The organism is Rhodohalobacter sp. SW132, assembly GCF_003390325.1.
GTDB lineage: Bacteria > Bacteroidota > Rhodothermia > Balneolales > Balneolaceae > SW132.
Map to the genome: position 1 here is coordinate 100,767 of NZ_QUOK01000002.1, position 23,143 is coordinate 123,909.

The window sequence follows — 23,143 nt, forward strand, 5'->3', positions numbered from 1 at the left end:
TTTTTATAATTTTGAGTTTAATTCATCAAGCCAAATGGTATAGGCTTCAAGATATTGTTTTCTTTTTTGAGAAGTGGGCTCAATCACATCAATTTTTGTAAGCCCGTTGAAAGCATCAGATGTGCTGCTATAGATACCCGCTCCAACTCCGGCACCTCGTGCTGCACCCTGTGATCCGTCTGTGTCGTAAAGTTCCAGGCGGGCACCGGTGGTGTTTACAAACGCTTCTCTGAATAAAGGACTCAGAAACATATTTGCGTGGCCGGCACGAACGGTGTGGATTTTCATACCCATATTTTCCATGATCTGGAAACCGTAATAGAGTGAAAATACAATCCCTTCCTGTGCAGCACGAAGCAGGTGTGATGAGGTGTGACGGTTAAAATTCAATCCGCTGACAGAAGCACCAAAATCTTTGTTTTGGAGAATTCTTTCGTTACCGTTCCCAAAAGGTAGTACCGTAACGCCGTCTGATCCGATCGGTACTTCTGATGCCAGTTCATTCATCTTTTCGTAAGACAAACTTTTATCGACACCCAGGTTTTTACGGAGCCAGCTATTTAGAATGCCGGTGCCGTTAATACAGAGAAGAACTCCGTATCGGGAATTTTCCTTATCGTGATTAACGTGCACAAATGTGTTAACACGGGATTTTTCATCATAATCCGGCTCATCGATGATTCCATAGATTACTCCTGAGGTCCCGGCAGTTGCGGCAACTTCACCCGGATTTAATACATTCAGTGAAAATGCATTGTTGGGCTGATCTCCCGCCCGATAGGTGACCTTCGTACCTTCTTTAAGCCCGAGAGTTTCTGCAGCAGCAGCTGACAGTTCACCATGGTCGCCAAAACTCTCCATTGCCTCGGGTAGTAGATCTTCAGAAATACCGTAGTGATCGAGAAGCTCGGTGGCCACGCCATTTTTCCTGAAGTTCCAGAAGATTCCTTCTGAAAGGCCGGAACTTGTGGTGCAGATTTTGTCCGTCAGCTTCATGGCAATGTAATCACCGGGAAGCATAATTTTATCAATCTGCTCGTACAGTTCAGGTTCATTTTCTTTCACCCATTTCAGTTTTGAGGCAGTGAAGTTGCCGGGTGAATTGAGGAAATTTTTCAGGCAAAGCTCCTGGCCCAGGGAATTGAACGCTTTTTCACCGATTTTTGATGCGCGACTGTCGCACCAGATAATGGAAGGACGGAGCACATTTTTGTTTTTATCAACGGCAACGAGCCCGTGCATCTGGTACGCGATACCGATCGCCCGGATTTGATCTCCGGAAATCTTATCCATCTCCAGGATTTCGTGCGTTGATTTAATGATGTGTTCCCACCACATTTCAGGGTCCTGTTCTGCCCAGCCGGGTTTTACAGCCTGCATCTCCATTTCCTGTTTGGGTGAGGTTGCCGATCCGATCGCTTTTCCGGTATCCGCATCAATTACGGTAGTTTTGATCGACGAGCTGCCGATATCATACCCGAGTAAATAGTTTTTTTCAGACATCTTAAGTTCTAAATAGTCAAACGTTTATAATAATAAAATAACCTGTCGGGATTGGCTCCGGACAGGTTATTTAAAAGTTAAATGCTCATGTAATATTTGATTTAAGGCAGAGGTCCGGTCTCCGGAGATTCTCGTTTCTCGAGAGTAACCGCTTTATATCCACCCTGTTTCTTATCACGAATGTAGAGTACAAGGAATACAATCGCAACGAGGAATGCAACCGGTCCAACCCACAGGAACGACATACGTCCGCCGTAGTTATCTGCTGGGCGAAGAATTGAGTTTGCTTCTGCGGCGAGATCCTCTTCTTGCTGCAGACCGGAATCTACAATAGAACGAAGGGCATTTCCGGTTAGATTACCGTCCAGTTCGCCATTTTCGCGATAGAATGCGAGAGCTTGCTGGTTTCGTTCAAGTACGGTGCGAACATCTACTTCTCTGTATCCGAGTTCGGCAAGTACAGCTGGATCACCGTCAGCCTCTTCAGCTTGTTGTACATATCCAGGGAAACGATCTTCAACCTGTTCCATAACCTGAACGGTTTCCTGTTCATCAAGTGCATCGGGCAGATAGCGGTCGGCAATTCCACCCATAATAGCGTTGGAACCTCCGGCAGCAAAAAATCCCATACCGATTAGCAGAACAATACCAAGAGAACCGGCTTTTGGAAAGCGTTCACTCATTAATCCTACCATGGTTGGGAAGAAGAATGCAACACCACAGGCAAAGATGGTTCCTGCAAATAGAAGGGGTACAATTCCGGTTTCGATGAAAGCAAATAAAAGAAGTCCGATACCAGTGAGAATTGATGCACCCAATAACATCCCTGTTGGTGCAAAGCGTTCAACAAATGGTCCGGCAAAAAATCTCAGAACCACCATCAAACCACTAATCCATACAAATACGAGCATTCCGTGAACACCGGCGGCCTGCAGCACCTCTGGAATCCATCGGCTGGGTCCCATCTCAAGGGAGAGAGTGATCATTTTCAAGAAGATCAGTCCCCAAACAAGCGGGTGGGTAAAAGTGTACCGAAACATCTCACCAATTGGAATGCCTGCCGCTGCAGTTTCAGTTTCTGGAAACTTCTCGGGCAGCAACATAATTCCGTAAATAATAATGGGAATGTAAATGATAGCGATCTGTATCGTCCAGTGACCAATATTAATCGGGCCTACAGTACCAGCCTGAACCATCAGCCATCCTAAAAGTCCGCCGACAACCATGGCTCCGGGGAAGAATGCGTGAAAGTGATTCAGTTTAGTGGTTTTGTTTTTCGGAAAAAGCGCTGTTGTCAGCGGGTTTCCGGCAACCTCAATCATTCCATTACCGGCACCAAATCCAATCGCCCCCATAAACAGTATCCAGAATGCACTTGGCTGACCGGCAAATGGGAATCCCAGCAGGAAAAATGTTACACCCGCAAGGTGAAAAATAAATGCCCATATGGTAGCTTTTTTGAGGCCAATTTTTTCCAGAAATGGCCCGATTGTTAACAGAGAAACTGCCATTCCCCATAGAGCAGCACCACCAATATATCCTACCTGCGCATTGGTGAGTATAAACTCAGTTTTGAGCTGATACAGGATATTACTGACGAGTACAAAAGAGAAGCCGGTGGGTACAAGCGCAAGACAGATACCGGCAAATATCTTCTTGCGGTTAATGTCTTCTAACTGTTTTGGTTTATCCATAGATTTTCTGAGTTCAGGTTAGTGGGTAAAGTGGTTAGTTGTTTGGTTGAAAGTTCTTAGAGTATAACCCGCGGTTGTTATAGTAAGTGCAAAGTTGATAGCAATTCTGATTGCGTCATTTTATTAGAATTCTTTGTTACTACAAGTGAGGTAAATTTAAATCGAAAGCGCTTTCCTGTCTTCACAAAAAACGTACAAAATCTTACCATTTTCAATGCCAAATATCCAAAAAAATTATTCAATTTTATTTTAGCTAAATATTTGAAGGACCAAAAGTTAATAAATGTAAACGAAACACTTATTTATTCAAAAATATAATCTGCAAAATCCCACTGCTCAATCTGCTCCTTTGTAAGAGCCTCGTCAGTAAGTATTGATTTCACCATCCGCACCGGAATGCTTCCATTTTTGAGAATGGTATCATGAAATTCCACAGCACTCATCTCACCGGTTTCTACCAGATCTTTATAGAGAGAGTAAAACTGCATTCCTCCAATCATATATGCAATCTGGTAGAGGGGACCGTAGTTGCCGGTGAACGATCGGCGAACTTCTGCCTCAGCATTGGCATACTCATGGCCCACACGCTCAACCAAATAGTCGATGCTCTGTTGCGGGGTCCAGTTGCCCAGGTGGTAGTTCAGCGAAAAGATAATTCGGGCATATCGGTGCGTTCTCCAGAAAAGCATTCCAATTCTGTCTTCCGGGGTTTCGGCAAAATCGAGATCCCAGAGCAGCAACTCCCAGTAAAGCGCCCATCCTTCGCCCCAGAAAGAGGTTCGGAAAGGGGATCTGTAGGTGCTGTATCGGCGATTATAAAAACCTTGAAGATGGTGGCCGGGGATCAGCTCGTGCTGAACAGTAGCGCGGTTAAAGTGCGGATTATTTCCGCGAAGGCTCATCATTTTAGCATCGTGATCCATCGTATGGGTGGGGTAGGAGATACTGATTACTTCACCGCCGGTAAAAAACGGGTTGATCAGCTGACGTTCAGGGGTCATCATCCGCATTCTCCAGACTTCATCTGCGAGTTCAGGAACGGTAATTAAATCACGTTCTTTAATGAAATCCACGGATTCCTGATGCAGCCTCATGATCAGTTCCGGTTTTTTACCCGGTTGTACATACTGCTCTTTCACATGTTCAAGTGCAGCGTGCCAGTCATCCCCGTAGCCAAGCTCCCGGGATGCGCGCAGCATTTCCTCCTCCGCTTTTGCAAACTGGTGTTCAGCGATATCAATCAGCTCTTGCGGGGAGTAGCGGATCATTTCCAATTCCAGCCGCTTCTCGATCTCTTCCCGGCCGATTGGATTTCCAACAATTCCGCTGTCGTCCATCTGTTCAGCCTCTTCATCAAAATATCCTTCAATAAACTCCGCATAGTCCGAAATGGCTGCATCAAGTTTTTTCCACGGTTCTTCGGTCCACCAGGTAAACTCAATATCGTACCCGTGATAAAATGTGTAGGCATCATCCAATGCGCGATGAATATCATTCAGCGCACGATTTGCCGCACGGGTTTGCCGATTCAATAGATACGAAGAGTTCGATAATTCCTCTTTAAGCTCCCCGATTTCCCGGGCCCAGTTGTCCATACGGTTTGCTGCCTGTTGAGCATCAGGCTGTGTGCCGGATCTGCGATCGTTGATGAACTCCATGATATCATCGAGGTCGGGCAGCCATTCACGGACAGATTCAAACTCCTGCTTGCTCTGATCCAGAAAGTAGACATGCCGATCGATATGAGTTTTAAGCAGATGAAAATCGACCTGGTTTCGGTGGGTCAGATTATCAAAATCGATGGCATCAAGCCGATCGTACCAATCACTGTAAAACTGTTCAAACCTTTCGAAATATTCGTCCGAATTCTGAACGGAGTACCGCCTGTTGAGCACCGACCGGTCTTCATCAAAAATATAAATGAGCTGTTTGATGTTGCTCTCTTCATCAGTATCAGCAGCGAAAAGGGAAGTTGCGTTTGCCAGGGATGCGCACAGGATTATGTACGTGAACCACAAAACAGCGGAGGATTTGAGTATCGTATTCATGGACATATATTTTTGATTGGTTTTAAAGTGGTTTGGCTTGATCGGTATCAGCCTGCAAATCGGTTTGGGTTGATCAGTGAGTGATTCAGATCTGATTTTCCCTCCGTAATCAAATCAGCCACAATTTTCCCGCAGGAGGGAGCCAGGCTCATCCCCATCATAGCATGGCCGGTTGACGCGTACACATTCTTCAGCGAGCTCACAGTTCCCACATACGGCATTCCGTCGGGTGAGCAGGGACGGAGGCCGGTCCAGACCGGGTGGCCTTCCAGGTCGTTCATGCTGAATTCCGGAAGGTATTCACAGACCGATTTTTTCAGGCCGTTCATTTTTGCCCGGTTGATGCGGGTGTCTGTACCCACAATTTCCATCGTACCGGCAAAACGGAGGGAACCAAACATCGGGGTCATCGTAACTTTTCGTTCCGCAAATATTCCGCAGTTAAGAGGGCGTTTAACCGGTTCTTCAATCGTAATACTGTAACCTTTTCCTGCCTGCATCAACATCTGTGTTCCAAATTTTTTGGCGATGCCGGCAGACCACGCACCGGCACAAAGTATGTAGGTGTCCGCTTTCCACTCTTTGCCGTCACTGCTGTGGAGAGTTCTGATTTTACCGCCGGATTGATCCATCTTTTCAATTTCCGTATTCCAGTGAAAGGTCACTCCGCGCGAAACCAGTAGTTCTTTCAGGGAATCCATGAGACTGCCGGGATGGAGATGGGCATCTTTAGGATAGTAGGTAGCCCCGATAATATTCAAATTAAGATCGGGCTCCATCTCTTTTACCTGATCTGCAGTAAGAACTTCGGCCGGAACACCCAGCTGCTGCGCTATTTCAGCGGCTTCAACCTCTTTTTTAAGTCCTTTTTCAGTATTGCAAAACATCAGCAAACCGCGCTTTTCATAACCGAAAGAGCTGTTTTCTTCAGATTCGAAATCGATCAAAAGTTCACGGCTTGCCATCAGCAAATCACGCAGAACGGGTCCGGCTTGTTTAACATGTTCGTCAGTGGAGGCTTTTTTAAATTCCCAGCCCCATTTCAACAGATCAAGACTCAGGCGCGGACGAATGTAAAACGGGCTTTCAGGTTCAAGCATCCATTTTAATCCCTTACTGATAATTCCGGGAGAAGAGAGTGGAATGATGTGGCTCGGCACAATCATACCGGCATTTCCGTATGAGCAGTTATCTTTGCCGGTGTCTTTATCCAGTATGGTAACTTCCAAACCACGCCGGTTCAGATAATATGCGGTGAAAAGCCCTGCTATTCCCGCACCAATAATTATCACACGATTGCTTTCCATTCTCGTAGTTATGCTGCTGATATTAAAGTTAAAAATCCGGAATCCAACCGGATCGATTCAGATTACCTGGAAGCCGTGTGCGTAGGGATCATCATCGTCGATAGTAATTGTATTGTACCCGGTAATTCTGGCCCACCCCTCAATACTCGGAATGATCGCTTCTTTATCCCCGAGTTGAGTATTTTTCTCAATTCTGCCGATAAACCGGCTACCAATAAAACTTTCATGCACAAATTCATCCCCGATAGCGAGTTTTCCTTTCGCGGCCCACTGTGCCATCCGGGCTGAGGTTCCGGTTCCGCACGGTGAGCGGTCGATCGCTTTATCTCCGTAAAACACAGCGTTCCGGGCTGTGGAGTCGGGATCGATTGTGTTTCCGGTCCAGAGCATGTGGCTCAGGCCACTGATCGTGGAATCTTCCGGGTGGACAAAGGTATAGTTTTCATTCAGCTGGCTGCGCAGTTCCCGGCTCCAGCCGATCAGCTGATCGGCTTTACATTCATGAATGCCGGGAAAATTTTCCTGCGGATCGACGATGGCGTAGAAATTTCCGCCATAAGCTACATCAACCTTTAGATTTCCAAGATCTGGACAATCCACTTCCAGGTTTTCCGCTTCGAGATAGCTGGCAATGTTTGTCAGCTTCACCGAGGAAACCCGGCTGCCCTCCATCGTGTACTCCACATCGACCAGGCCGGCGGGAACCTCAAGTTTCAGTTTTCCTTCGGTTTTTGGGGTAACCAGGCCTTCCTGCAGCATAATGGTAACCGTGCCGATAGTACCGTGTCCGCACATCGGCAGGCATCCGCTGGTTTCAATGAAGAGAACCCCAATATCGTTTTCAGGGTCGGAGGGAGGATAGAGAATACTGCCCGACATCATATCGTGGCCGCGCGGTTCAAACATCAGTCCTTTTCGGATCCAGTCGAATTCCCGGAGAAAATGCTGACGTTTTTCACTCATATTTTTCCCTTTTAAAATCGGTCCGCCGCCGGCTACAAGCCGAACCGGGTTCCCGCAGGTATGAGCATCAATGCAAAAAAATCGTTTTACGGCCATTCTGTTTTACGTAGTTAGTTGTTGATAGACAAAAATAGCCGCACTTAGATCTTCCAGTGCATGCCCGGTAGATTTAAAAAATGTAATTTCGTTGCTATCTTTTCTTCCAGCTGATTTGCCCTGACACAAATCAAACAGGGTTGCTGCAACATCCTCTTTTTGTATTACACCGTCGGCAAGTGGTATTGCAAGATCACCTGTTTCGTGCCATGCATCATCATGGTCTATAAAAAGAGTAGAGCGCTTTAATACCTCGTTATCAGATTCCCGCATATCGGTTCGATAAGCACCTACCATATCAAGATGCTGACCAGGTTTAAGCCAGCGGCCATAAATCAATGGGTCGGTACTCATTGTTGCGACGGAGATGATATCTGCTTTAGGAACGGCTTGAGAGAGATCATTTATTACCTCAAAATTCTGATCCATGCCTGCCAGCTGATCAATTACAAGTTGACCTTTTCCCTCGGTATGTTCCCATATATAAACTTTCTTTATAGGGCGAATCGTACAATGGGCTTCAATAAGTTCGGTGCTTAATGTACCTGTACCTACCATTAAAAGAGTTTCAGATTCAGGCCGCGAAAGAAAAGATGACGCTACTGCTGATTTTGCGGCTGTCCGGCGGGCAGTAATGCCACTGGCATCAAACAAAGCTATCGGGGATCCGTTTTTTGCGTCAATAAGTATATAGAGTCCCTGTATACTTGGCAGGTTAAACTGTTTATTATATGGCGAAACGGTTACGGTTTTAATACCCACATACGTACTGTTTTGCCATGCAGGCATAAGCAGCAGTGTTGAGGCAGTATCGCCTATTCCATTGTCGAAATTTTTATGCATACGCTGAGGTACAGTATAATTCCCGACAAAAGCTTTTTTTAAGAATGGTATAAAATCCTTGAATGGAAGATGATTTAGGGTCGTTTTCTTATCAACTTTAAGCATCTTAAGAGATTTGTAAAATCATTTGAACGTAAAATTATTTTCCAGGAAGGAATTTTTCCCTTTTAAAACAGAAAAGGCCATCTGTAAACAGAATGACCTTTTTTTGTCTGCATAGAATTATTTTGTCAGTGTTCCATCTACTATGCGATGAATCTTAAGCGGATTGTCATTTTTAAGCTCATCAGGAAGCAGTTCTTCCGGGCAGTCCTGGAATGCAATCGGCCGGGCAAAACGACGGATGGCGCCGGTTCCCACCGATGTAAATTTGGAATCGGTTGTAGCAGGAAACGGACCGCCATGCTGCATCGACGGACAAACTTCAACGCCGGTAGGTGCATTATTAAAGATCACCCGTCCAGCTTTTTCCCTGCCGATGTTAATCAGCGGGGCATGTGCAACAAGCTCTTTTTCCGTGCCCATGAACGTAACGGTAAGCTGACCATTCAGTTTTTTAGCAACTTTCTCCATCTCACTGCTGTCTTTACACTTCACAACAATGGTAAACGGTCCGAACACTTCTTCCTGCAGTTCATCATTCTCCAGGAAAACTGAAGCTTTAACGGCAGCAAGGGATGCGGCTCCGTTGAGGCCGGTTTCATCGGCCGGACTTGTAATAACTTCAACGCCGTCCTGACTCAGGATCTCTTTGCGTTGTGCCCTGTAATTTTTGGCAACTCCTTCATTCAGCATACAGTCCGGAGTATATCCGGCGAGTTTTTCGCCAAGAGTTTTTGCAAACGTATTCAGATTGTCGCTTTCGATACCGATCAGAAGTCCGGGGTTGGTACAAAACTGACCTTTACCCAGCGTTACTGAACCTGCATATGTTTCTGCGATAGATTCTGCGTCAGATGAAAGTTTCTCATCAAGCAGAAATACGGGATTGACGCTTCCCATCTCTGCATAAACGGGGATCGGCTCATCACGGGCCGCTGCATTTTTGAAAATTGCGGTTCCTGCCGCGAATGATCCGGTAAAGCCGACCGCTTTTGCAGAAGGATGTTTTACAAGCTTTTCGCCAACATCTGCTTTACCGTTTAGTGAGCTGAATACTCCATCCGGCATTCCGGTGCGTTCAGCTGCTTTCAGGATTGCACGGCTGACGAGTTCATTCGTTCCGGGATGCGATTCATGCGACTTTACAATTACGGGGCATCCTGCAGCAAGCGCAGAAGCGGTATCGCCGCCGGCGGTTGAGAACGCGAGCGGAAAGTTGCTCGCCCCAAAAACGACTACCGGGCCCAATGGAAAGAGCATATTCCGGATATCTGCTTTCGGGAGGGGTTCGCGGTCGGGTTGTGCGAGATCAATCCGGGCATCCACCCAGGAACCGTCGCGCAGCAATCCAGCAAACATTTTGATCTGGTTCACGGTTCTGCCGCGTTCACCCTGGAAACGTCCCTCGGGCAGACCCGATTCTGCAACTGCCCGTTGAATGAGCTCATCACCGAGATTTAAAATCTCTTCGGCAATGGCTTCGAGAAAGTCAGCCTTTTTTGCACCGGAGAGGTTTTTATACTGATCAAATGCACTCCCGGCTTTTTTAAATGCCTGTTCAATTTCCTGTGAGGTAGCAACGTAAAATTTTTCAGGAAGCTGTTCATTCGTCTCCGGATTGGAGGCCTGGAGAAATGAATCTCCCTTATTTGAATGAGTTTTTCCAATAAAGTTTTTGCCTTCTATCATTAAACTGGTTGTTTTTGATTAACAAGATATTGCGTGATTTTCGGCCGCGCTTTCATGGCGCTGTCGATTACGCCTAATACATGTTCGCGTTCTTTTCCGGCGAGTTTAAGGCGCGGCTTGCGTACATGTTCGGTGCCGATTCCGGTTGCAACTTCTGCAAGTTTAATGTTTTGTACAAGTTTTGGATTAATATCGAGTTCAAGCAGGGGCATAAACCATCGATATATCTCGGCGGCTTCATCCACTTTGCCCGCTTTGCACAGTTCATAAATGGATACGGTTTCTCTTGGAAATGCGCATACAAGGCCTGCAACCCATCCGGATGCTCCAAGCAAAAGTGTTTCCATGGCAAGAGTATCCACACCACATAACACGCTAAATCGATCTCCAAACCGGTTAATCATGCGGGTTACGTTGGTTACATCCCGGGTAGATTCTTTTACGGCCTGAATATTCTCGTGTTCTGTGAGCTGTTCAAACATATCCAGCGTAACTTCAATACCGTAATCCACGGGATTGTTGTAGATCATTATCGGCAATTCAGTAGATTCCGCAACAGCCTTAAAATACTCAACCGTTTCGCGGTCATCGGCTTTATAACGCATGGGCGGGAGCAGCATCAATCCGGCAGCACCGTTCTTCTGAGCATCCAGGGCGGCTTCAATCGCAGCATCCGTTGTTGGCTCTGCGATATTTATAATCACGGGAATGTTTCCATCAACCAGTTCCAGTGTTTTTTCAAGAAGCTGAAGCTTTTCCCCGTTTTTTAGTGTACTTGCTTCACCTAAGGTACCTCCCAGGATTATACCGTGAATACCCGCATCGAGCTGGGTGTGAATATTTTTCTCGAATGTTTCAAAATCAAGAGAACCATCTTCGTTGAACTTGGTAGTGATTGCGGGATAGACTCCTTTCCAGTGAATTTTCATATAGTTTTTATCTGAATTTTAATTGAAATGTGCAGCTCAAGAACTATGATTGGATATACAATTGGTGCTTTATAAACAAATACGTCCCATTAACATAGCCAAACCTTAACATTGTACATCCTACTAATATAATCGGTCGATCATAGCTCTTTTGCAACTTCAAAAAAATGTAAGGCCAGAATCGCCTGAAAATCTTCTACAATTTTGATTTATATAGTGTATATGTTCGTGAATTTGAATTCGTTTTTAATCCTTTTACAACTTTAAAAACCGTTGTGGAAGGGGTTTTCCATACATTGGTTACAGGTTTCAGTACATCGTTGCAACGTATTTCTTTTCATAGCAATATACCGGTCAGGGCTGGTACTATTTTGTTCTATGCGCTGTAAAAATTCTCTTTTTTAATACAATCTTACACACTTTATCCGGAATTTTGCACATTACAGATCAAGATACGTGTATGTTAACAAAATGAAGGTGATTACTATGCGGGACAAATCGATTTACTTTCGTCTGCCAAAAACCGGCAAAAAAGGGTTCTTGCTCGAACATGACTACCTGCCACATTTTTACGATAAACTTCACTACCACCCGGAGCTTCAGTTAAAATATGTTATGGAAGGTACCGGTGATCTTTTCGTGGGTAATACGTTCACACATTTTGAACCGGGAGATCTGTTTCTGATCGGATCCAACCAGTCGCATGTGTTCAAAAATTCTCCGGAATATTTTGAGGAGGATAGTAAACTTATGTCGCATTCAGTTTCTGTATTTTTCCAGGAAGAGTCGCTCGGAAACGGATTTTTTACGATCGAGGAGATGGCTGATATCCAGAACCTGATTGAACGGTCAGGCAGGGGGCTTCAGTTTTCGGCACGAACAGTGCAAAAAGTAGAAGACCGGATTCGTGCACTCGTAGATATCGAAGGATTTGAACAATTTCTGGAAATTTTATCCATCCTGAATGAGCTTGCTACCTCGGATGAATATGAATACCTGGCGAGTATTAACAGCCCGGAACCGTTGAGTGACAATGAAAATCACAAGATCAACGAGGTGATTAATTACATTTTCATGAATTATAAAGACAATATAAAGCTGGAAGATGCAGCCAATATTGCAAATTATAGTCAGGCCGCGTTTTGTCACTTTTTTAAACAGCACACCCGGAAAACATTTATCCAGTTTTTGATTGAAGTGAGGGTCTCAAAAGCGTGTAAAATGCTGCGTGACAGTGAATTGAATGTCTCTCAAATCTGCTATGAGTGCGGTTTTAACAACGTTTCGAATTTTAACCGCCAGTTTAAAAAAGTAACGGGGCTTTCACCTACAGCCTACGTGAAAAAATATGAAGAGCGGGTGGAGAATATTTCGCACGCATCTTAAGAACCAACCCAAATTTATTCGAAATAAAGGATACGATTTTGCCTCAACTTTAAAACTTTTCATTCCAGTTCAGTTAGTCACAACTGAACTGGAATGAATGCTCAGCAAGTGATCTGAGCACTGAATACCACCCGGGAACTTCACCCGGCCTGGGGTGAAATCGATATAATGCATTTAAATTTCTTCAATGTATTTTTTCCAAAATCTAAGATGAATAGAAATAGTTATATATGATTCATAAAATACAATTTTTAGGAATTATCGGATTTGTTGCATGTATAATTATTTCCTGTACACAAGAGCAGCATTCACCCAATCATCTTTCCCAGGATTCCTTCATTCAACTACCGATAGAGACAGCCTTTGAGTTTACAGAATCAGCAGATATGGCATTTCGTTATATCCGATCGATGAAAATAGACGATAACGGCAATGTACTTGTAACTGATCCCACTCAACCGGTTGTATTCACGTTTGATGCGGAAGGGAATCTGATTCAGAAAATCGGAAATAATGGTCAGGGACCAGAAGAATTTCAAAATGTAGGTTCAATTATACTCGCTCAAAACAGCTTATTAGTTACTGATGGTATTTCTCTTAAAATCGAAGTATTTGATTACCGGAATGAGATGTACGAACACGCACGTACAATAAATGTTACTAAGCAAAACCTCCTGGGCAATTTGTTAGGGCTGACGGAAGAAGGGATTCTGATCAAAAATGACATTTTGCTCAGTCCCTCCGGAATGAATAATTCTTCAGAAACACCCATAAGTTTTATTAGCCGTGACGGGGACATTCTTCAGGATACTTTATTCAAGGTACCTATTCATGAATTCGTTGTGGACGATTCACAAATACCATTTGTAGCAGGCAGAATCTTTGGAAATACCAAGCAGTTGGCGTTTGATCGCGAAAGCAAGGTATACTCGCTTTGGACTGAAAACTTAGACATCAATTATTTCACACTTGATGGTGAAAAACACGAGGCATTTTCTTATTCGCTACAGCCTGTGGCTATAACGAATGCAGAACAAGATAGTGCCCTTAACCAATGGCAAAATCCTCAGCGTACGATAATGCGTCAGCATATGCCTGATGTAAAACCTGTTGCGAGCAAATTAGTAGTTGATGATCAACAACGTATTTGGGTGGAACTTCTTTCTGATGAGCTGGATCATGGATGGTTCGCCTTTACCCCAAGTGGTGAGCCACAGTTCTATATTGAAATACCACACCACAACGCATACCTCCAGGATATCCGAGGAAACACGGTTCTTTGGAATTACACTGATGAAGACGGGAACCCAAGTATTGTGGCCTCCACATTCGAATTACCAGAAATATAACCAGCCCATTAACGGGGTACAGACTTCATAGATTTATATGAATTGTCTATTGAGAAAACAATTTTGTGCCTGTCTTATGCATCAAACCGATTTAATGAACAGTAAATCACAACTCTTTCCCGGCATCGCGGTGCTGATGCTGCTTTTTTTATTTGGATGCAGTGAAGATTCCTTTGAAGCAGAATGGCACCAGGAGGATGGATATCGCTGGGCTGAATTGCCGGTTTCCGATAGCGGGCCGGTGGGCTTTGAGATGATTCCGTCTTCACGCACTGGTATCACCATCAATAATTTTCTCTCGGATGAGCGGATGAACGAAAACCGCGTTCTGATGAACGGTTCAGGCGTTGCCGCCGGAGATATCACAGGGAACGGGCTGCCGGATCTCTATTTTGCCCGGATTGACGGCCCCAACAAGCTCTACAAAAACCTTGGCGGATTTCGCTTTGAGGATATCACAGAGCAAGCCGGAGTTGCCCACGAAAATCACCTTTCTGCCGGAGCTGTGTTTGCTGATGTAAACGGAAACGGGCATCTCGATCTGCTGATCACATCCATCGACAGTGAAAATGCACTCTACCTGAATGACGGCGAGGGCCGGTTTGAATACCAGGAAAACAGCGGGCTGGGTCCGGCTCGCGGCAGCATGACAATGGCTCTGGCTGATGTGAACGGCAACGGCTACCTGGATCTCTACGTGGTAAATTATCGGGAGATTAATGTTGTGGATGTTTTTGATGTGCAGGAGCTCGTGTGGGAAAACACCGTGCAGGATGGTGAACTGGTTGAGCCGTACGACGATTATTTTACGATCCTTGACCGCGGTGAAGGATTTCCGCCCGAGCGCCATGAAATCGGCCGGGAGGATGAATTCTACTTTAATAACGGGGATGGCACATTTTCTAAAGTGGAGGATCCCGAAAACATGTTCCTCGCTTCTGATGGCTCACCCCTCGGTTTCTATCCCGACTGGGGACTGGCCGCAAAATTTCACGACCTCAACGGCAACGGCCTGCCCGATCTCTACGTCTCGAATGATTACTGGACGCCCGACCGTGTGTGGATGAACCAGGGCGACGGCACCTTTCGCGCTATCGATACGCTTGCCATGCGAAATTCCAGTTTTTACTCCATGACGGTTGATTTTTCGGATGTGAGTCGCAATGGTCACCTCGATATTTTCACCGTAGAGATGCTCAACGACAAGCACAGCGACCGCCTGCAGATGCGCCTGCCAACCGAGCCGTTTCCGCTGCTTCCGGGTGACTATGAAAATCGCCCGCGCTATAACCGGAACTCCCTGTTCTTGAATCGCGGTGATAATACCTACGCAGAGATCTCATACTACAGCGGAGTTCACGCCACGGAGTGGTCCTGGGCCACGCGTTTTATTGATCTGAACCTGGATGGTTACGAAGATCTTCTGGTAAAAACCGGTTTTGCGTTTGATTTCCAAAACCTGGATTCACAGCGACAAATGCTCGATCACCTGATCGCCACGAGGGGAGCTGCTAGAAATTATGTAGAGGATTTTGATCGCCTGCTGCAGCAAAACCGCATCTTCAAAAATAATGGAGACCTTACGTTCACCGATCTGAGCAGCGACTGGGGATTCACCGAAAAAGATATCTCGCTCGGTATTGCGCTGACCGATCTCGATGGCAACGGTGTGCTGGATGTGGTATCAAGCCGGATGAATGATGAACCGGGAATTTTTAAAAACAGGGCGCTTGGGCCGCGAATTTCGGTTCGGCTGATCGGCACATCACCCAACACACAGGCGATCGGGGCGAAGCTGAAACTCACCGGCGGGCCTGTGGATCATCAAACCAAAGAACTCATCAGCGGAGGAGATTATCTCTCCGGGTCGGACCCGTTCGCCGTTTTTGCGGCAGATCCGGCCAATGAAAATCATCACCTGCAGATCACCTGGCCGGATGGATCGCAGACAGAAATGGACGTTCAGCCCAACCGGATGTATGAGATCGATCAGAATAACATCGCGTCGTCCATGCCGGATAATTCCAATGAGGAGTCTGCAGAACCATTATTTTCAGACCGAACCGATCAATTGAATCACCGGCACCATGAGAGTGATTTTAACGATTTCAGGGTACAGCCGCTGCTTCCTTTTGAACTTAGCAGGCAGGGTCCCGCTGTGGCCTGGCTTGATCTGACCGGGGATGGTGGCGAGGAGCTGATTATCGGTGCCGGGGCAGGTGGCAAAACCGGAATCTATCGCGTAGAAAACGGAAACTTTACCCCGCTGGATATTGATCTCTTGAATGAAGAAGCGCCCGGAGATCAAACGGGAATTGTGGGATGGAAGGAAGATGGCCAGACGCACCTTGTGATCGGTTTTGCAAATTATGAACAGGGGTCGGCGCGGGTTCCATCAGCTATTCACTACCGGCTGGAAGGCGGAGAAGTTGTGTCTTCCGATAGCCTGCCGGGAATCTTATCAACAACCGGTCCGCTTGCGGCTGCAGATTATACCGGGGATGGGCGAGTTGATCTGTTCATCGGCGGACGGTTCAAACCGGGGCAATATCCTTATGATGCCGATTCGCGCCTCTTTAGAAACGACAATGGGACACTGGTTCACGACACAGAAAACCAGGCGGTTCTGAATGATATCGGGCTGGTGACCGGGGCCCTTTTTGTAGATTACAATAACAGCGGTGAGCAGGATTTGATCCTAACTACGGAATGGGGTTCGCTGAAACTTTTTGAAAATAACGGCGGCATGTTTACCGAACGGACATCCGAACTCGGTCTCGATCGCTACAATGGTCTCTGGCAAGGCGTTGCTGCGGGAGATTTCAACGGAAACGGGTATTCCGACCTGGTGGCAACGAACTGGGGTGAAAACAGTCCGTACAGAATTGAAAATCCAGACCGTCCGCTCAGAATCTTTTACGGTGATTTCACCCGGAATGGCCGAATCGATATCGTTGATACGTATTACGATGAACAGATTGGCGGCGATGTGCCTCGCAGAAAACTGGAGGAGTATGAAAATATTGAGGATATTCTGCGCCACGTGCGGTCGAACAAGCAGTTTTCAGAAATGACCATCGGCGATATGCTTCGGGCGGACCCGGATCAGATTAACCATAAAGATGCAAATACGCTGAAGCATAAAGTGTTCATCAACCATGAAGGTGAACGTTTTGAAGCAAAATCTCTGCCGGTTGAAACGCAGTTAACGGCTGGATTTTACGCAGGTGTTGCCGACATGGACAACAGTGGTCAGGATGACATCTTCATCTCCCAGAATTTCTTTGCCGTTGCTGATCCGCAGCGAAAACCACGCCTCGACTCCGGACGCGGACTCTGGCTGAAAGGGGATGGCGATGGAAACTTTCAAACGGTACCGGGTCACCAAAGCGGCGTAAAAGTTTATGGTGAACAGCGGGGTGCCGCTCTGGCGGATTATACCGGAAATGGGAAAGTGGACCTGGCGGTGAGTCAGAATGCCGCTGCTACTCGTATTTTTGAAAACCGGTCGGCAGAACGCGGAATCCGGGTTGCTCTCGAAGGTCCTGCGCAGAACAGGCTTGGAATCGGTTCAATTGTGAGGCTGATGTATGCGGACGGATCGGCAGGCCCGGTGCGGTATATCCAGGCGGGATCTGGATATTGGTCACAAAACAGCACTGTACAGATTCTTGGAGTTTCAGGCACACCGGAAGCAGTTGAAGTGACCTGGTTTGATGGACGTGTGGATCAAATCGATATCGATCCGGGGCAGATGGATTATGTGATATCGTATTGATTTCATTTTTTTTGCCGCGGTGGCGCGGTGGCGCAGTGAGGGTGTTAAATGTACGGCTGGAGAATTTTCTCGCGGAGGCGCAACGGCGCAAAGAAGGTGATAATTATTGTGTGGTATAAAATCAAATTTTAACCTTCGTGTAGCTTAGAGTCCTTGTGTCCTTCATGGTGAAAACTGTGCGGCTGGAGTATTTTACCGCGGTGGCGCAACGGCGCAGAGATGGGGAAGATTTGTAAGGTGTAATAAAATCAATAATGAAACCTTCGTGAATCTTCGTGTCTTTGAGTCCTCGTGGTGAAAACTGTACGGCTGGAGAATTTTACCGCGGTGGCGCAACGGCGCAGAGATGGGTAAGATTGTGAGGTGTTATGATATCAATAATAGAACTTTCGTGAATCTTCGTGTCTTTGAGTCCTCGTGGTGAAAATTTTAAGGCTAATGAATTTTATTAATGTTATACCATCTTAAAAAATTGGGGATACAATCCGAAGATTTCAAAATGTAAAAATCTATCAATCGTAAAAACCCACAAGTATTGAACAAGATATCAGAGGTTCCCCGAACTTGTATTTGATATATAAAGCCAATCAACACAAACAAAAATATTTCAGAATGCCACCCTATTTGAAACCAGTTCCTGTACTTATCCTGTTTTTATCCGGATTTATAATGCTTTTAGCGGGATGCGATTCAGAATCGAACAGCGATCGTCTGCACGCATTGATGGATGAAGCTGAAGAGTTTGAAATTCGTGAAAATCCGTTTCGGGGAGGTGATGATGGAGAGTATCAGGAAAACGACAGACTTCAGTCGGTAGCGATGGAAGATCTTGAGCGCAGATATGAATTCTGGAGTGATATTCAGAATCAGCTGGAGTCGGATGTTACCCGCGATGAACTCGATCTAAGTCACCAGATTACGTACGACTCTTTCAAGCGTCAGGTTGACCACAATGTGAATCAGCACCGATACCGGAGTTACCTGGTGCCCATGAACCACGAAGGAGGTTTTTTTAACCGGTTAGTCGGCCTGGAAAACCGGGTACCGCTCGATTCCCTTCAGAACTACGAAGATTATATCACCCGCCTGAACGCTGTACCAAACTATTTCAATCAGCATATCGAACACATGCGAACCGGAATGGAAGAGGGGTATACGCTTCCATCAGTGATTTTTGTGGATGATTACGACCATTATTTTACCTCGGCAATTGTGGATGAAGCCACCGAATCCAGTTTTTATGAGCCGTTTGAGGATTTTCCGTCATCAATATCAGAATCAGATCGTGAACGTCTGGCCGAAGAGGGCAGAGCTGCAATTGAGCAGTCGGTTATGCCGGCGTACAGATCGCTAGCCGATTTTCTGACTAATGAGTATATCCCCGCTGCCCGTGAGACGATCGCGACTGCAGATCTGCCGGATGGCGAGGATTATTATAATCACCTGATAGAATATCACACCACGCTGCCGATGACGGCCGAAGAGGTGCACCAGGTAGGGCTCGATGAAGTGGAGCGTATTCGAAATGAGATGTATGAAATCATCGAAGAAGTAGGGTTTGAAGGGAGCTTTGATGAATTCCTGGAGTTTCTCCGAACCGATCCGCAGTTTTTTGTGGATGAACCGGAAGATCTGCTCAAGGAAGCATCCTACCATTCAAAACGAATGGACGGTAAACTCCCTGAAATTTTTCATATCCATACGCTGCCGAGAAGGCCGTACGGAGTTCAGCCGGTTCCCGATCACCTCGCCCCGCGATATACAGGCGGCCGGTATTCGCTCGGCGGCGGAACGCGTGCGGGTGAGTACTGGGTGAATACCTACAATCTGCCAAGCCGGACGCTCTACACGCTTGAAGCCCTGACTTACCACGAAGCTGTACCGGGACACCATCTTCAAATCGGACTGAACCAGGAGATGGATGATCTTCCCAGACGCGCAGGCGGATTAACTGCATTTTCGGAAGGATGGGCGCTCTATGCTGAACGACTCGGACTGGATGTTGGCCTTTACGACGATCCCTATTCCAATTTTGGCCGGCTCACTTACGAAATGTGGCGCGCCTGCCGTTTGGTTGTAGATACCGGGATGCATGCCCTGGGCTGGAGCCGCGAGGATACGATTAATTTTATGACTGAAAACACAGCGCTATCCCATCACGAAATCGACACGGAGACCAACCGATATATCGCGTGGCCGGGACAGGCTCTTGCCTATAAAATGGGTGAGCTGAAGATCCGGGAACTTCGCGAAACCTATGAAGAAGAACTGGGCGACGATTTCGATATCCGCGACTTTCATGAGGCGGTGCTGAAAAACGGTCCGGTTACCCTGCCGGTTCTGGAACAGCAGGTCGCTGATTTTTTTGAAAACCGGGATCAATAACCGAATATGGCTGAACAAAAAAGTATGCTGCTACGAATGAATATCAACCGGCACAATAAAACATCAGACACTATGGTATCACGAATACTTCTACAAACATGTACACTTACTGCCGCTGCACTTTTGCTTCTGCCAGCCGCTCTGTTTGGTCAGGGTGAGCTCGAAGATTATCAGCGGGCAGATGAACTGCGTGATCGTTTTGACGGCACCGTCACCGACAGAATCCTGGGTCAGCCGACCTGGCTGGAAGATTCACCGGAATTCTGGTACCGGAAAAGTGTAACCGGCGGTTATGAATTCGTACATGTGAACGCCGAAGAGCAATCACGGGAAGCACCGTTCGATCACGACCGGCTTGCACGGACACTGTCTGAAGCGGCCGGTGATGAGTATCACGGGCTTGAACTGCCGTTTAATTCATTTGAATATGTGAACAATCGATCTTCAATTGAAGTGTCTATCGATGGCACGATCTATACATGCTCGCTGTCATCCTATCATTGTGATACTCGTCCGGACGAAAACAGCGGATCTGGCTGGTCAAGCTGGGGCGTGTGGGATCATGACCTGGAACCGGTGAACCTGGCAAGAAGTGAAGAAGAACGGGAATCGCCCGACGGGAAATGGAAAGCATTTGTGAAAAATTACAACGTTGCGCTCCGTAACGTCGAGACGGATGAAGTAACCATGCTAAGCACCGACGGTTCAGAACAAAACTATTATAATTACAACTCTTTCCGCTGGTCACCTGATTCCGAAAAACTGGCTGCCTATCGCAAAATTCCGGGATACGACCGGAAAATACATTACGTGGAAAGTTCACCGCAGGATCAGCTGCAGCCGCGCCACCTCAGCCGTACATACATCAAACCGGGGGATGTGCTGGATATAGATCAGCCGGTGCTATTTCATGTGGAAGATGGAAATCAGATAAACGTGGATAACGACCTTTTCCCGAACGCCTATTCCAACAGTAACATGAACTGGTGGAGTGACAGCCGTGGATTTTACTTTGAGTACAATCAGCGCGGACATGAGGCGTACAGAATCATCGAAGTGGATGGCGAAACCGGCGAAGCGCGTGCTTTGGTGAATGATGAGCCCGATACTTTTTTCAGTTATGCAACATCACTGTACAGACATTACACTGAAAATGGCGAAGAGATTATCTGGATGTCGGAGCGGGACGGCTGGCGACATCTTTACCTCTATGATGGAAAAGAGGGTGAGCTGAAAAACCAGATTACGCAGGGTGACTGGGTTGTGCGTGACGTGGACTATGTGGATGAAGAGAACCGGCAGATCTGGTTCCGTGCCAGCGGGCTGGATGATGACCAGGATCCGTACTACATCCACTACCTTAGAATCAATTTTGACGGAAGCGGACTTACCCGTTTCACAGAAGCTGATGGAAATCATTCCGTGCAATTTTCATCCGACCGTGAATTTTATGTTTCTACCTGGTCGCAGGTTGACCAGGCCCCGGTTTCTGAACTTCGCAGAACATCCGATCAGTCCCTCGTAATGGAACTGGAAGAGTCTGATATCAGTGCACTGGAAGAGGCGGGGTGGCAGGCACCCGAGCAGTTTTCAGCTAAAGGAAGAGATGGAGAAACCGATATTTATGGTATTATCATCCGCCCGACAAACTTTGATCCGAATCAGAGCTACCCGGTGATTGAGTACATTTATGCGGGACCGCACAGTAATTTTGTGCCGAAATCCTTCATGAACTACAGCAATATGATGTCCCTTGCAGAACTCGGGTTCATCGTTGTGCAGATCGACGGAATGGGCACAGCCAACCGGTCGAAAGAGTTTCATGATGTTGCGTGGCAAAATCTGGGAGATGCCGGATTCCCGGACAGGATTCTCTGGCATGAAGCCGTAGCCGAGCAATACTCGTGGTATAATAATGAGAGAGTAGGAATTTACGGACGATCCGCCGGGGGACAGAGTTCCACCGGGGCGCTTCTGTTTCATCCCGAACACTACCACGTAGCCGTTTCATCCGTGGGCTGCCACGATAACCGGATGGATAAAATCTGGTGGAATGAGCAGTGGATGGGCTGGCCAATCGGACAACAGTACGACGATGCATCCAACATCGTACACGCCGATAAACTGGAGGGCAACCTGCTTCTTTTTGTGGGTGAACTGGATACAAACGTAGATCCCGCATCCACCTACCAGCTTGCGGACGCCTTGATTAAAGCGAATAAAGATTTTGATTTTCTGAGCATACCCGGTGCGGGTCACGGATCGATTGGTGATTATGAAGAGCGAAAGCGCCGTGATTTCTTTGTGGAGCATCTGCTTGGGAAACGGGCACCAAACTGGAATCAGCTGAGTACGCAGTGAGATCTGTGGGGTTTATACTTAGTTGGGGGTTCTCGCGGAGGCGCAACGGCGCGAAGTTTTAAAGGCGCAAAGGCGCAATGATGAAATGGGTTTTTGGACTCTATTTTTTATTTCGAACTTGCGTTGGGTATGAAATCATTTAAACCACCGTTGTAATGGATATATTGACAGTAAGCAAATGTGGAATATTAGGACCATATTTCTCATCAATTATTGAACAAACCCGCAGCAGATGAAAAATAATCGATACGTTTTCACTTCTTTTTTGATGATGGGACTGCTGTTTGCAGGGTGCAGCAGTACAAACGAAACCCGTTCGGGCGAAACCAGGTCGAATCAGCAGCCGGATATCGAAATTCATGATCCGTCACTTCGCCTCTCCGATTATTTGCAGCGTGTAGGCGGAGTGGATATTCACGAAACCGGTGGAAATATATCGGTGATTATCCGGGGGAATTTCTCTTTTGAAGCCGAAACGCAGCCGCTTTATGTAATAAACGGCGTTCGGTCGGGCCACGACTACAATCGTGTTGAGCGAATGGTGCCGGTTCAGAATATTTCTTCTGTACAAATTTTGAAAGGATCAGAAGCCTCGGTAAGATACGGACTCGCAGGCAGCAATGGCGCCATTGTTATCCGTACAAAGTAGGCTGATGAAAGGGTGAGACTCCACAACGAACTCCATAATGATCAAAAAGATATGGGATCCA

14 protein-coding genes are annotated in these 23,143 nt (G+C 46.6%); 6 read left to right on the forward strand and 8 right to left on the reverse strand.

What is annotated here, in order from left to right; all coding sequences use genetic code 11:
- Positions 1-3 precede the first annotated feature (3 nt).
- The 8 genes from DYD21_RS05240 to DYD21_RS05275 form a co-directional block, all read right to left on the reverse strand.
- The gene (locus DYD21_RS05240; protein WP_116033719.1) at positions 4-1,503 is read right to left on the reverse strand and encodes a xylulokinase; all 1,500 of its coding nucleotides are present in this window, start codon (positions 1,501-1,503) and stop codon (positions 4-6) included.
- Positions 1,504-1,604: 101 nt separating this feature from the next.
- Positions 1,605-3,197, reverse strand: coding sequence for a sugar MFS transporter (locus tag DYD21_RS05245; RefSeq protein WP_116033721.1), 1,593 nt, complete (start codon positions 3,195-3,197; stop codon positions 1,605-1,607).
- Between the two features lie 302 nt (positions 3,198-3,499).
- Entirely contained in the window at positions 3,500-5,245 is a 1,746-nt protein-coding gene (locus tag DYD21_RS05250; protein WP_158551422.1) for a DUF885 family protein, read from the reverse strand.
- Between the two features lie 47 nt (positions 5,246-5,292).
- A complete protein-coding gene (locus DYD21_RS05255) occupies positions 5,293-6,552 on the reverse strand; it encodes an FAD-binding oxidoreductase (protein ID WP_116033726.1) in 1,260 nt (419 codons plus the stop codon).
- 57 nt (positions 6,553-6,609) lie between these two features.
- Positions 6,610-7,611, reverse strand: a complete 1,002-nt coding sequence (locus DYD21_RS05260) for a 4-hydroxyproline epimerase (protein ID WP_116033729.1) — start codon at positions 7,609-7,611, stop codon at positions 6,610-6,612.
- Between the two features lie 6 nt (positions 7,612-7,617).
- Positions 7,618-8,559: an ornithine cyclodeaminase family protein gene (locus DYD21_RS05265; protein ID WP_116033731.1), complete on the reverse strand. Its 942-nt coding sequence runs from the start codon at positions 8,557-8,559 to the stop codon at positions 7,618-7,620.
- Positions 8,560-8,676: 117 nt separating this feature from the next.
- Complete coding sequence (locus tag DYD21_RS05270; RefSeq protein ID WP_116033734.1) at positions 8,677-10,245, reverse strand: aldehyde dehydrogenase (NADP(+)); 1,569 nt, start codon at positions 10,243-10,245, stop codon at positions 8,677-8,679.
- The gene (locus DYD21_RS05275) at positions 10,245-11,174 is read right to left on the reverse strand and encodes a dihydrodipicolinate synthase family protein (RefSeq protein WP_116033736.1); all 930 of its coding nucleotides are present in this window, start codon (positions 11,172-11,174) and stop codon (positions 10,245-10,247) included. The genes DYD21_RS05270 and DYD21_RS05275 overlap by 1 nt, the downstream gene beginning before the upstream one ends.
- A 486-nt stretch (positions 11,175-11,660) precedes the next feature.
- Here DYD21_RS05275 and DYD21_RS05280 point away from each other — a divergent pair, with 486 nt between their 5' ends.
- From DYD21_RS05280 to DYD21_RS05305, 6 genes are all read left to right on the forward strand, one after another.
- Positions 11,661-12,560 (forward strand): AraC family transcriptional regulator, encoded by a 900-nt coding sequence (locus DYD21_RS05280; RefSeq protein ID WP_158551423.1) that lies wholly within the window; start codon positions 11,661-11,663, stop codon positions 12,558-12,560.
- A gap of 230 nt (positions 12,561-12,790) precedes the next feature.
- Positions 12,791-13,909, forward strand: coding sequence for a 6-bladed beta-propeller (locus DYD21_RS05285; RefSeq protein ID WP_116033742.1), 1,119 nt, complete (start codon positions 12,791-12,793; stop codon positions 13,907-13,909).
- A gap of 94 nt (positions 13,910-14,003) precedes the next feature.
- Positions 14,004-17,687: an FG-GAP-like repeat-containing protein gene (locus DYD21_RS05290; protein ID WP_158551424.1), complete on the forward strand. Its 3,684-nt coding sequence runs from the start codon at positions 14,004-14,006 to the stop codon at positions 17,685-17,687.
- Positions 17,688-18,299: 612 nt separating this feature from the next.
- Entirely contained in the window at positions 18,300-20,072 is a 1,773-nt protein-coding gene (locus DYD21_RS05295; RefSeq protein WP_116033747.1) for a DUF885 family protein, read from the forward strand.
- A 72-nt stretch (positions 20,073-20,144) separates the two neighbouring features.
- Positions 20,145-22,433, forward strand: a complete 2,289-nt coding sequence (locus DYD21_RS05300; protein WP_116034571.1) for a S9 family peptidase — start codon at positions 20,145-20,147, stop codon at positions 22,431-22,433.
- A gap of 232 nt (positions 22,434-22,665) precedes the next feature.
- Positions 22,666-23,082: a TonB-dependent receptor plug domain-containing protein gene (locus DYD21_RS05305; RefSeq protein WP_116033749.1), complete on the forward strand. Its 417-nt coding sequence runs from the start codon at positions 22,666-22,668 to the stop codon at positions 23,080-23,082.
- Positions 23,083-23,143 lie beyond the last annotated feature (61 nt).

Excerpts from the sequence above, each read along its gene's own strand:
- DYD21_RS05240 (WP_116033719.1), bottom strand. The coding sequence starts at position 1,503 with ATGTCTGAAAAAAACTATTTACTCGGGTATGATATCGGCAGCTCGTCG.
- DYD21_RS05245 (WP_116033721.1), bottom strand. The coding sequence starts at position 3,197 with ATGGATAAACCAAAACAGTTAGAAGACATTAACCGCAAGAAGATATTT.
- DYD21_RS05250 (WP_158551422.1), bottom strand. The coding sequence starts at position 5,245 with ATGAATACGATACTCAAATCCTCCGCTGTTTTGTGGTTCACGTACATA.
- DYD21_RS05255 (WP_116033726.1), bottom strand. The coding sequence starts at position 6,552 with ATGGAAAGCAATCGTGTGATAATTATTGGTGCGGGAATAGCAGGGCTT.
- DYD21_RS05260 (WP_116033729.1), bottom strand. The coding sequence starts at position 7,611 with ATGGCCGTAAAACGATTTTTTTGCATTGATGCTCATACCTGCGGGAAC.
- DYD21_RS05265 (WP_116033731.1), bottom strand. The coding sequence starts at position 8,559 with ATGCTTAAAGTTGATAAGAAAACGACCCTAAATCATCTTCCATTCAAG.
- DYD21_RS05270 (WP_116033734.1), bottom strand. The coding sequence starts at position 10,245 with ATGATAGAAGGCAAAAACTTTATTGGAAAAACTCATTCAAATAAGGGA.
- DYD21_RS05275 (WP_116033736.1), bottom strand. The coding sequence starts at position 11,174 with ATGAAAATTCACTGGAAAGGAGTCTATCCCGCAATCACTACCAAGTTC.
- DYD21_RS05280 (WP_158551423.1), top strand. The coding sequence starts at position 11,661 with ATGCGGGACAAATCGATTTACTTTCGTCTGCCAAAAACCGGCAAAAAA.
- DYD21_RS05285 (WP_116033742.1), top strand. The coding sequence starts at position 12,791 with ATGATTCATAAAATACAATTTTTAGGAATTATCGGATTTGTTGCATGT.
- DYD21_RS05290 (WP_158551424.1), top strand. The coding sequence starts at position 14,004 with ATGAACAGTAAATCACAACTCTTTCCCGGCATCGCGGTGCTGATGCTG.
- DYD21_RS05295 (WP_116033747.1), top strand. The coding sequence starts at position 18,300 with ATGCCACCCTATTTGAAACCAGTTCCTGTACTTATCCTGTTTTTATCC.
- DYD21_RS05300 (WP_116034571.1), top strand. The coding sequence starts at position 20,145 with ATGGTATCACGAATACTTCTACAAACATGTACACTTACTGCCGCTGCA.
- DYD21_RS05305 (WP_116033749.1), top strand. The coding sequence starts at position 22,666 with ATGAAAAATAATCGATACGTTTTCACTTCTTTTTTGATGATGGGACTG.